This window comes from Serratia sp. 14-2641 (assembly GCF_001692375.1).
GTDB classification, from domain to species: domain Bacteria; phylum Pseudomonadota; class Gammaproteobacteria; order Enterobacterales; family Enterobacteriaceae; genus Chania; species Chania fonticola_C.
The window spans coordinates 74,811-86,505 of the sequence record NZ_LXKR01000021.1 but is presented as its reverse complement, the minus strand read 5'-3'; the positions used below and the strand labels follow the sequence as shown (position 1 = coordinate 86,505).

The 11,695-nt window shown below is 52.9% G+C and carries 8 protein-coding genes; 3 read left to right on the top strand and 5 right to left on the bottom strand.

From position 1 onward, the window contains the following. Nucleotides 1-395: 395 nt before the first annotated feature. Both A6U95_RS09145 and A6U95_RS09140 read right to left on the bottom strand, forming a co-directional pair. Complete coding sequence (locus A6U95_RS09145) at nt 396-1,142, bottom strand: winged helix-turn-helix domain-containing protein (protein ID WP_065684238.1); 747 nt, start codon at nt 1,140-1,142, stop codon at nt 396-398. 540 nt (nt 1,143-1,682) lie between these two features. Beyond that, nucleotides 1,683-3,080 (bottom strand): NarK family nitrate/nitrite MFS transporter, encoded by a 1,398-nt coding sequence (locus tag A6U95_RS09140; RefSeq protein WP_024529759.1) that lies wholly within the window; start codon nt 3,078-3,080, stop codon nt 1,683-1,685. A 353-nt stretch (nt 3,081-3,433) separates the two neighbouring features. Between A6U95_RS09140 and narX the strand changes: the two genes are divergently transcribed. Next, the gene (gene narX, locus A6U95_RS09135) at nt 3,434-5,218 is read left to right on the top strand and encodes a nitrate/nitrite two-component system sensor histidine kinase NarX (protein ID WP_065684266.1); all 1,785 of its coding nucleotides are present in this window, start codon (nt 3,434-3,436) and stop codon (nt 5,216-5,218) included. 9 nt (nt 5,219-5,227) lie between these two features. Then, complete coding sequence (gene narL, locus A6U95_RS09130) at nt 5,228-5,878, top strand: two-component system response regulator NarL (protein ID WP_065684237.1); 651 nt, start codon at nt 5,228-5,230, stop codon at nt 5,876-5,878. Here the strand turns inward: narL and A6U95_RS09125 are convergent. The 3 genes from A6U95_RS09125 to A6U95_RS09115 form a co-directional block, all read right to left on the bottom strand. Continuing rightward, the gene (locus tag A6U95_RS09125; protein WP_241810634.1) at nt 5,875-7,719 is read right to left on the bottom strand and encodes a YchO/YchP family invasin; all 1,845 of its coding nucleotides are present in this window, start codon (nt 7,717-7,719) and stop codon (nt 5,875-5,877) included. The two genes, narL and A6U95_RS09125, sit on opposite strands and share 4 nt — an antisense overlap. Before the next feature lie 419 nt (nt 7,720-8,138). After that, entirely contained in the window at nt 8,139-9,092 is a 954-nt protein-coding gene (gene cbl / locus A6U95_RS09120) for an HTH-type transcriptional regulator Cbl (RefSeq protein ID WP_065684236.1), read from the bottom strand. Between the two features lie 308 nt (nt 9,093-9,400). Continuing rightward, the gene (locus A6U95_RS09115) at nt 9,401-10,096 is read right to left on the bottom strand and encodes a gamma-glutamylcyclotransferase (RefSeq protein WP_024529763.1); all 696 of its coding nucleotides are present in this window, start codon (nt 10,094-10,096) and stop codon (nt 9,401-9,403) included. A 506-nt stretch (nt 10,097-10,602) separates the two neighbouring features. Between A6U95_RS09115 and A6U95_RS09110 the strand changes: the two genes are divergently transcribed. Beyond that, nucleotides 10,603-11,421, top strand: a complete 819-nt coding sequence (locus A6U95_RS09110; RefSeq protein WP_065684235.1) for a siderophore-interacting protein — start codon at nt 10,603-10,605, stop codon at nt 11,419-11,421. Nucleotides 11,422-11,695 lie beyond the last annotated feature (274 nt).

The window sequence follows — 11,695 nt, the reverse complement described above, 5'->3', positions numbered from 1 at the left end:
CGGAGTTCTCCTGAAGGCTCGTTACACTCGAATTTCAAGCCGCAGCTTGAAAGACGACGGGTATGTTGTTGTAAGAAGTTGCCAAGTGACATTGCTCAATCTGCGGCCAAGGCTACTGATGCTCTGCCGGGCGTAACTTGATTGCGATCAAGGGAATCAGTGAGGGAAAACGTGGGGGAAGGTGAAAATACCACTAAAGGATGAGCGTTAAAAATAACGCTATCTAACTGTAATAAAACAAGAATAATAGATTTACAGGGATGAGCACCTGGCGAACCTCCTGAAACGGAAATTTGGGGGTAGTGGCAGTAAAACGGATGTGTGAGCGAGCTTAATCGGGATAATCTTGCGCAGTTTAATACTTCTATCTTAAACAGCTTGAAGGGGGATCCCTGCTAACGAGTGCGGCATTCAACCCGCATTTCCTTTTCATTCCCCGCCAGATATACGCAGTTCAGCGCCTGGGGATTAACACCAGGGGAAGTGTTTAATGAAAAAGAGAGGACCATACGAGGGCTGTTGGGCTGCTCATACTGTATTGCAGGCCTGGTTCGGCTGCCCAATGCATAGGATAAAAGTGAAACCGTCAACAGTGCAATAAACGCCGCCAGATACTTCAATATTCTGCCCCACGGCGTTAGCGTGTTTCGCCTGGAATCAGCCAAAACCGTTTCGCTTAATATCGGATTCATGAGGGAATAACCTTCCGACACCGTTGCATCTTCAATAATTTCATCAGCCATATGATTTAATTTACCCTCAGATAGATCACGATTGAAAGTTTCAGCATCATCATTCCCAGGAATAATCTCCGTGGCGACGGCAGATTCCCCTGTCGATATAAAGTTAAAAATCGTTTTATCTTCCACCTTATAACCAAGACGAGGAATGGTCCTGATGAGAGCATGTTCCGTGTCGCCAATTTTCTGGCGAATGGACTTAATCGTCTGATTTATTGTCGAGTCTGAGCAATAGGTGCCTTTCCAGATAGTCTCAATGATTTCTGAGCGGCTCACCAACTCAGGCGACCGGTTAACCAGCAGGGAAAGGATCTGAAGCTCTTTCCAACGCAGGCGTGAACGCTGCCTGGAGGGGAGCAAAACATCAAAATTTATGATTTTTATTTCCTGTTCAGCGTCCACTTTTCATTTCCCTTATGAGTTCACAGCGTCCTCATTTGTATAGACATATGAAAAAATGTTCAAGAATTTAAATATAAAGTCAGTGAAATAGACTTAATTTATATTTCACCTGTTTTTCACAACTTTGTGAAATCATGCAACTCAACGAGAAAAACCCACTTCTCTCCTGGTCCATGGGCAATTAAGACATTAATACCTCGCACCAAGGATTTGGGGCTTTCTTTTCTAATGACACCGTGGACATCAAGATTTAACAATAGATAAGCATGGAATAATCTTATAACAACTCAACAAAATAAAGGTGGTATTAATATATACCCGAGAAATGCCAAGTGTCGGTAATATTACACAGTGTGGTACTGGCAAGATAGCGGTGAATTCACCGATTGGCTATCAGTGAAACAACGTGCAGGAATTGAGAAGCAAAACACTCCCCGGCAAGCGGGGAGTGTCAGATTACGGACAGGCAATGTTGCTGAATGGGTAGGCGTCCACATGTTCGACCGAAGGGGTGCCGCAGGCTGCCTCCGCTTAACTAAACTAGCGTGAAACCTTTTTACGGCCGTAAACGCCCCAGGTCACCACGACACACAGAATATAAAACACCAGGAAGATCTTCATCGCCCCAGCCGGTGAGCCAGTCAACGCCAGCGAAGTACCAAACGCCTTGGGAATAAAGAACCCCCCTGCCGCACCAATCGCCGAGATAAAGCCCAGAGCCGCAGCCGAATCGGTTACTGCCTCACGCTGCGCCAACTCATCGCTTCCTCCTTCGGCTTTCACTCTGTCCACGGTGATTTTACGGAATATCACGGCGATCATCTGGAAGGTCGAGCCGCTGCCCAACCCGGCGGTGAGGAACAGCACCATAAACACGCCATAGAAGGCCATAAATGAACCCTGATGATCGCTACCCGGCAAGGTCATGAACAGCAAGGCAGCGAAAATAGCCATGACTATAAAGTTCAGCAGCGTCACACGAATACCGCCAAAGCGATCGGAAAGCGCCCCACCCACGGGACGAGCCAGCGCCCCAAGGAACGGCCCGAAGAAGGCATAATGCAGGATCACCACGTCCGGAAACTGGGTTTTCGCCAGCATGGCAAAACCGGCAGAGAAACCAATGAAGGAACCAAAAGTTGCCAGATACAGCAGGCTCAAAACCCACAGATGCCCCCGTTTGAGTACCGGCAACTGTTGGCGCAAAGAAGCCTTTGAGGCGGCCAAATCGTTCATACCGAACCAGGCCGCCAGCGTTGCCACCAGCAGGAAAGGCACCCAAATCCAGGCGGCGTTTTCCAACCACAGCTGGCTGCCGTCTGGCTGTGTCTGCCCAGTGCCGCCCAGGAAGCCAAACATGGCGAGCGAGATGGCTAACGGAGCCACCAGTTGCATCACGCTAACACCCAGATTTCCCAGACCACCATTCAGCCCCAACGCGCCACCCTGCTTCGCCTTTGGGAAGAAGAAGCTGATGTTCGCCATGCTGGAGGCAAAGTTGGCCCCAGCAAACCCACACAACAGCGCAATAATGATAAATACGTTGAATGAGGTGGTCGGATCCTGCACCGCATAACCCAGCCACAGGCAAGGTACCAGCAGGAAACAGGTGCTGATAGCCGTCCAACGGCGGCCACCAAACATCGGGATCACGAAGGAATACGGCACGCGCAGGATCGCGCCGGAAACCGAAGGTAATGCGGTCAACAGAAACAGCTGATCGGTGGTGAAGTTAAAACCCACCTTGTTCAGATTAACCGCCACAGCGCTGAACAGCATCCATACGCAGAAGGCGAGCAACAGGCAGGGTATGGAGATCCACAGGTTGCGGCGGGCAATGCGGTGCCCACTCTGCTGCCAGAATTCGCTGTTCTCAGGTTGCCAGTCCTGAATAACCGCACCCGTTTTTTTTGCTAAAGGCGTTGCAGATTGTGACATAATAACCTCAGAAACACGGTGATAACTGCGCACACCCTAGTTGATCCCCTCAAGCGGTAAAGTTGACGCAAATCAATGAGCAAGCAGGTAGCTCATGGCGGAAAAACCGCATACATCCCTTAGTGAGTAGCCAATCAAGGTTAGCTAATCTATTGGTATTCAGCAGGTTATACCACAGTAGTGAGAAAGGTTTGGCAATGGCTCAGGCTGCAGGAAACTAAGGGGTACTTCGTTAGGGGTATGGGGTTACGCCGGGGGATGAGGAAAAATGGCTGCTATTGACGTAATTTGGCGGCCGGAGTTGCAGGTATCTCCTCTCTGGTTTCTGCTGCTCTATGGGAGATGCGTATTCGATGAAACGCTTGCTGGCCCCGCTTTCCATCGTTAACCAGGTTGCCCTGTTAATGCTACTGTTGGGAGTGCTGGGTATCGCTGGAATGAGTATTTCCGCCTGGATGTCGCAAAGCATTCAGGGCAATGCTCATGCCATCAACAAAGCAGGCTCCCTAAGGATGCAGAGCTACCGTCTGCTCTCCCAGGTTCCTCTGGATGCCCACAGTGACATACTCATGCAGGGATTGGATCAGGATGAAACCAGCCGCGACTTGCAGCAGGCGCTGGAGCGCGAAGGACTAACCACGCAGTTACTGACGCTACGTGACTATTGGCTAAACCAGCTGCAACCACGGCTGCGTCAGGCGCAACGCCCCGCCGATGCGGCCCCCCAAGTGGCCCATTTTGTCAGCCTGTTGGACAAGCTGGTTTCCGATATCGATCATCAAACCGAACGGCGCTTGTTGATGGTGACGCTGGTTCAGGGGGGATTTATCGCCCTGACGCTGTTGCTGCTGGTCGGCACCATCTGTTATCTACGCCGCCGTTTGCTGCACCCTTGGCGTCAATTGGTGGCATTGGCACTGGCGGTTGGCCGCGGTGATTTCAGCCACCGCTTTGCCCAACGTGGGCATCAGGACGAGATGTCTTCCCTCGGCGCTGCGCTCAACACCATGTCCGACGAGCTTGCAACCATCTATGCCAGGCTGGAGCAACGTGTCGCAGAAAAGACCGCCGACCTGCAACAGAAAAACCAGGTGCTGGGCTTTCTGTATCGCACCAGCCGCCAGTTACACACCAGCGAGCCGATCTGTAGCCGCCTGACGCCGATCCTCAACCAGTTACAAACGCTGACGCCGCTACACAGCATCCAGGTACGGCTGTATGAAAACAATAGTCAGGAACAGTTTCTGCAATTAAGCGGTAACCAGCCGTTGAGGCCGGAGTATTGCCATAATCCGGTCTGTAGCGCCTGCTTAAGCGAACATCAGCCGCACAGTCAGGGCCATCCTTCTCTCAGCTGGAGCCTGAGTGACCAACTGGGCAATTATGGCATCGTCGTCGCTCAACATGCTCCAGAACAACGGCTAAGCGATGAGCAATGTCAGTTGATGAATACCCTGATGGAGCAGTTGACCAGCGTATTGGCGATAGAACGCCAGGTTGACCACCAGCAGCAGTTGATGTTGATGGAAGAGCGCGCCGCGATTGCCCGTGAGTTACACGACTCCATCGCCCAATCCCTCACCTGCCTGAAAATGCAGACCAGTTGCCTGCAAATGCAGGGGGGGGAACTCCCTCCGGCCAGCCTGGCGCTGGTGCAACAGATGCGTGAAGAGATCAGTGCCGCCTATCGCCAGTTACGCGAGCTGTTAACCACCTTCCGCCTGCGATTGACCGAACCTGGCCTGCTGGCGGCACTACAGTCTACGGTGCAAGAATTCAATCAGCGGCTGGGGATCACCATCGAACTGGATTATCAGTTAGGCCCACGTAGCGTACCGGCCTACCAGGCGATCCACCTGCTGCAGATCGCGCGTGAGGCATTGAGTAACATTCACCAACACGCGCAGGCCAGCCAGGTCGCGATTCGGGTGACAAACCTGCAGGGCGAAGTCACCTTGAGCGTCAGCGATAATGGCCGTGGCCTGCCAGATATCAGCGAACGGCCCGATCACTACGGCCTGATCATCATGCGCGATCGCGCCAAAAGCCTGCGGGGCCAGTGCGAAATCTTGCCGTGCAGCGGCGGCGGCACCGAAGTACGGGTAACGTTCCGGCCGGATAACTCTGCTATCGAATAAGGAAATATTATGACAACCGAAGAAGCTGCCACCATACTGCTGATTGACGATCACCCCATGTTGCGTAACGGCGTCAAGCAGTTGATTAGCATGGATCCGCGGCTACAAGTCATCGCCGAAGCCAGCAATGGCGAACAAGGGGTGGAACTGGCGGAGCTGCACGATCCCGACCTGATCCTGCTGGATCTGAACATGCCCGGAATGAACGGTCTGGCAACGCTGGATCGCCTGCGCCAAACCGCCCTTTCCGGCCGCGTGGTGGTGTTCAGCGTCTCCAACCATGAAGACGATGTGGTGAGCGCGCTAAAACGCGGTGCTGATGGCTATCTCTTGAAAGATATGGAACCAGAGGAACTGCTCAAAGCGCTGCATCAGGCGGCGGCAGGGCAAATGGTACTGAGCGACGCATTGACGCCAGTGCTGGCGGCCAGCCTGCGGGAAAACCGCCCGGCGGTAGAACGCGACATCCAGCAGTTAACCCCGCGCGAGCGAGATATCCTCAAGCTGATCGCGCAGGGGCTGCCAAACAAGCTGATCGCCCGTAAACTGACCATCACCGAGAGTACCGTCAAGGTGCACGTGAAACACCTGCTGAAGAAGATGAAACTGAAATCCCGCGTAGAAGCCGCCGTTTGGGTGTTGGGCAATAAGAAAGATTAGTTACCCTGTGGGTGCAACGGCCCGGTAACCGCAGGGATTGCCGGTGGCTGCAGGGTTTGCGGCGGCGGTAGCCCAGGCTCCCCTTCGATAGACAAGCTCAGGGGAGCGGTAACCTGAAGCGTGATCCAGTTAGAGGTGGCTTTCTGCTGCTTTTCATCCTCAAGGGTGACGGACAGTTGGTAGTGATTGCTGGCCCCTGGCGTCTCATCCCACTCGGGCACCGTCAAGGTCCACCCCTGCGGATCGTTGGTATTCGCCGGCGGCGTCAGGCTGACTGCCTGAGTGTCCCCTTGCCAGTTGACCGCAGTGATCTTATTGGCCGCTTTGATTTCCAGCACCAACGGCAGCGTTTCCCCTGGATTCAGGCTCCATGACGGCGTCGCCAGAAACACCTGCAACGTTTTACTTTCACGGAACTCCAGCACCGGCACATTATTACGTTCAATGCTGTCATAGCGGCTACCGCGCAAAGATTTGGCCTGTTCCACGTAGTACGGAGAAATCTGTTTGAGCAGCGGCACCCCAAGGCGGTAGGTCATGGCCAGCTCGACCTTGTCCTGGGTTTCGCCCACATTATCCAGTTTGTGCAAGGCTTTGACCGTGACCAACGGGACCGGCGTATAGTTGAGCCCCACCTGCATAGCGCTAGGATCCGTTTGTTTGTTGCCATTGCCTAGCAGATCGACACTGGCGCCGCGATACTGTTCAAAGCTGAGTGAGGCCCCAAGCTGGTGGTAAAACGGCAGATAACCTTGGGTGGTAATGTCGTAGCCACGCGCCGGACGGCCGAGAAAGACGGCATTATTTGCTTGTGGAGAATATGACGACAGCGGGTGGTAATAGTTGGCCGATAAGCGTAGATAGTCACCCCAGGCTTCGGCACCGATGCTGCCACGGTTGCGCTGATTCTGGAAATCAGTGTCGAGCACGGAGTTGTAGCCCAGCAGCCAATCCCCTACCATCCAGCGCTGCCCCAGGCCAAAATTACCCTGAGAACCGTTAGCCTTTTGCAGATAACCCACCTGGCTGTAGGTCAACAAGCCATCCACGTCATAGAGCGGGCTGAACAACTGACCGCTGCTGCCGGTGAAATCCCCTTCAGGTGTAACCGCAAGCGACAGTTTAGCGGTGCCAAGTGGTGAAAGTAGCTCCTCGGTCTCCTGCTGAAGGACAGAGCTGGCCTGGTTGGTCAGGTAATCTTTGGTATCGGCGCGCGCCCGCTCGCTGGATATCTGGTTAAGATTCTGCTCTGCCAGCTTTTTCGCCCGCGTAGCCCACTCTTTTTCTTTTTCGGCATCGTTGACGCCAGCGCTGCCCAGTTCCGGCAGCTCTTGCGCCGGAGATGCCTGCGCCTTGACCTCACTGACCACTGCCGCTGGCTTTTCTATCGGGGTCACGGCCGCAGGCACTTGCGCCGGGATGTCAGCCGCATTTGCCACCGCCGGTGGGGCAATGGTCTGAGCCTCTGCGGGTGGTGGTGCTGCCTGGGTTTCTGCTACCGCTGCCGGTGGCGCTACCGTCTGGGCTTCTGCTGCAGGTGCTACTGCCTGAACTTCTGCTACCGCCGCCGGTGGTACTACCGTCTGGGTTTCTACTGTTGCTGTCGGTGGCGCTTTAGCCAGATCGTCAATCACGCTCGTCCCGATAGAGGGAGCTTCCACCGTGGACTCAGCTTCGCTTTTCGCTGCAACGGGTGCCTCTGCCTGGGCGCCAGGCACGCCAGCTCCTGCCGGGGGAGCTTCCGCCTGGGCGTTAAACATCATCACCGGTAAAGCTAATAACCCGAGTAAGCGCGTGCTGGATAACAACTGTGACATCTTTTGCTGAATAACCTTGGTCATAACCACGTTTGCCCTTCGTCTTCCTTGCCGCATGGCAAACTCACCTCGTTGGCGCTACCGTTCCGGCCGGTAGAAAAAAACTGTCGCACAGCATAATGCAACCTGAGGCCATAGGGTAAGCGATCGGCAAAAAGAAGCCATCGGAAAAAGCTGTAATCGAGGCTTTCAACCAAGGGGTATTACCCGCGATAAAAAAGACGTCCGAACAGCACATTCCACCATTGGGGCAAACGTGCTGCACGGACGCCTGTTGAAATTCATCGCGGATATTCAATGTTTCCGCGTTTTAAAGTAAGCAGTTGGCATGCCAGTTTGCCAAGCTACAGATTTTAGAAGGTTATTGCCGTGCAATCTGTAATCCACCCCTCACTATTGCACAGTGATATGGCGCGTTTGCACCATTCCAGCGCATTACAGCCTCAGATCTGATAGTCGATAACCGGTTCCAACTGATCGGAGAACACTTTCTCTTTAATTTCCGTGAGCGACAAAGTGGGATTACATAGCTGGATAAACTGCCAGGTATAGTTACGTTGTAACTGACCGCGTTTCAGGCCCAACCAGACGGTATTAGGCTCAAACAAATGTTCGGCATTGAGGCTCACCAACCCACGATCGCGCTCTTTTTCAAACGACATATCTGCCAGAATGCCCACACCCAGCCCCAACTCAACATAGGTTTTGATAACGTCAGAATCCTGGGCGCTTAGCGCGATATCCGGCGTCAGCCCCGCAGCTTTAAATGCCGCATCCAGCCGTGAGCGCCCGGTGATCCCCTGGCGGTAGGTAATCAATGGTAACGTACTGAGCATTTCCAACGTGACCAGCGGCTGGCGTGTCAACTCGTGGCCTTCCGGAACCAGGATCGCATGGTTCCAGCGGTAATAGGGAAAAGCAGCCAACGACTCTTCGCTCATCAGGCGTTCACTGGCGATACCGATATCCGCTTCGCCGCAGGCCAGCATGGCGGCAATCTCCTCCGGGCTCCCCTGATTAAGCACCACGCGCACCTGCGGATACAGCGCCCGAAACTCCTTAATCACCCCCGGTAGGCTGTAGCGGGCCTGGGTATGTGTAGTGGCAATATGGAGTTGCCCCGCATCTTTACTGCTGAACACATCGGCCAGACGGCGGATATTATTGGCATCATTGAGGATACGCTCCGCGACCACCAACAGCTCTTTGCCTGGTTCAGTCATGCCTAATAACCGTTTGCCACGGCGGATAAATATCTCTATCCCCAGCTCTTCTTCCAGCTCACGAATATGACGGCTAACCCCAGACTGTGAGGTAAATAACGCATTCGCGACGTCAGTCAGGTTGTAGTTGCAACGCGCTGACTCACGAATGATTTTTAATTGCTGAAAATTCATTCCGTCTCCTTCTCTCCCCAAAACCGTTAACAATATTGATACGGAGTCTGCGCAGACAGAACAAATAAGGAATAATCTTTACTTATAGCTTTTCATGCTAAGTGCATTTTTTATCATTAAAAATTCATCGCTGCTTTTCTTAAAATTATAAATGGCTTTAAAATTAACAAGATAAATAACCGCCTTGTTATTATGGTTAAATAACTTATGCAGCAAAAAGTTATTACCTAGAGGGATAAGATATATCAACGCGAGAGTTGTTGAAGCCTTTGGGGCGCGCAATACGACGCCCCGGCGGTAACTGAGGGTCAGGCCGTGGCTTCGCCACCTATTGGCCCTGAGGTGTTTTGTTGCAGCCACTGACGGACATAGCCGACCAGATCGCCGATGCAGTCATCCTTCATGCCGTGATTTTTCAGCTCGTTGTCCAAGGCAAACAGATACTGCGCATTGGTGCCCAACGGGCCGCTGGCGCTGGCGATCAGCGGAGCGATCACCTGATGGCTGGTATCCGCTTCAAATAGCGGATGCTGCGGGTTCATCACAAACACCAAGGCGGTAACGACGCTGCCGTCGTCCAGCGTCAGCTCACACCAGGTTGGCAGATAACAACCGGTGATCATCTCACGCTTCCACAGTAGTTCCAGCTCTTCACGCAGCTTATCTTCCGGCAAGCGGAAAGCCAGACCGGTGGTTTGCCCCCCTTCCTGCAGAGCAAGCATGCGCCCTGGTTGATGTAGCGTGCCACGCCCGGCGGTCAAACGCAGGCAAAATGCCCGATGCCAGCCTTGCAGCGTCGCCGGGCGCACCTCTTCGGATTCAAATACCGGGTTCCACATCAGTGAACCATAGCCGAAAACCCATACCGGGCTATTATCCGGCCGTCTGGAGAGCGTACATGTCAGTGAGGCCGAGCGCTGTTCCGGTGTCAGCAACAGCGACTCTTCGATCGTGCCGAATGCCGTTTTGCAGTCTGCTTTTTGCAGAAAATCTCGAGTTAACACCTAATACAACCTCCTGGGAATAGGATTGCCCTAAACCCTTCGCCACTGTGTATGCAATTTCTTTTTTGGGATTCGGGGCGGGTTTATTTCCACCGCCCAGCAAAAAATATATACCCTATGGATTTCAAGTTGCAGCTAGGCAACAAGCTTACTCATCCCCAGGAGCTTACTTTTGGGTAAGTGACTGGGGTGGGTAAGTGCAGATAACAACGCTGCAACTTGAAAGACGACGGGTATAAATGACCATATTCTTTTCTGACCTTTCAATCAAGTTTCCAAGCATATTTAATGTGAAAAAGTATTTGTACCCAGAAGCAATAATAATTATAGACGTAAAACTTTACTCTTCCCCTGCGTTTTGTTAACAGAGCTCAGCGTTTTAACCGCAAAAAAATACAATCCGGGCGGATCACGCCGCTTGACCTGATGCGCCACACCAACCAGCAAACAATTCTCATTATCAAATGGCGTGATATACTAGCCGCAGAATGATAAAGGAGAGTCCTGTGACAACCGAAACCCCACGCAGCCGCGCCCCCTATTTGATCGAAGTTGCCCGTTTACGCGACATCACGCCGCACCTGCGCCGTATCACCTTCAGCGCGCCAGACCTGCGTTTTTACCCTGCTGAAGCCGCCGCCGCACATATCAAGGTGTTCTTACCGCTCGCAGGCCAAACGCAGCCAGACCTGCCCACGCTCACCGAGAAGGGCCCGGTGTGGGCCGCCGATGCCGTACGTCCACTCATTCGCACCTACTCTATTCGAGCCGTTCGCCCGCAACAGGGTGAGATTGATATTGAGTTTGCCCTGCACGACCACAGCGGGCCAGCGGTGAACTTTGCACGTCAGGCCAAGCCGGGGGATAAAATTGGTATCAGCAACCCTGGCGGCCCCAAGCCAATGTTGCCAGAAGCCGACTTTTACTGCCTAGCAGGCGATCCTTCATCGTTACCGGCCATCGCCGCACTGCTGGAAAACCTGCCTGCACGTAGCGAAGGCCACGCTTTTATCCGTGTCGATACCCCTGCGGACGTTATCGATCTGCAAAAACCTGCCGGTGTTGAGCTAAGCTGGATCATTGGTGGCACGGAGAAAACGGCCGATCTCATCACGCAATTCTGCGCCTTGCCGCTGCCACAAAGCGGCACCCAGTTCTGGCTGGCAGGTGAGGATCGCCTGGTGGTCGAATTGCGTCGTTACCTACGTCGGGAGTGCCAATGTGAGCGTAATCAGCTTTATGCGGTGCCTTACTGGCGTGAAGGGTTAAATGAGGAGGGTTACCACCAGAAAAGGCACGATATCATGGATAACATTGACTCCTGATCGCCATTATCTGCCTTATTTTCCGTTGAAAATGCCGGTTAAGCCCCATTTATAGGCGTTTAACAAGTAATGTCTGGTGTTTAACGTAAAAGTAAGTAAAAAAAACCGCATCAAATGCGGTTTTTTTGTTACTCTTATCGCATAAAGCATAGTTTTGCTTTCTAAAAACTAAACACAACATCACATTATTACTCAGCGTCATGCGCAGAGTGTATCCTATTATTATTAACAACTTTCTGGATACGCTGACCCTAACTGCAGGTGAACAGCGATG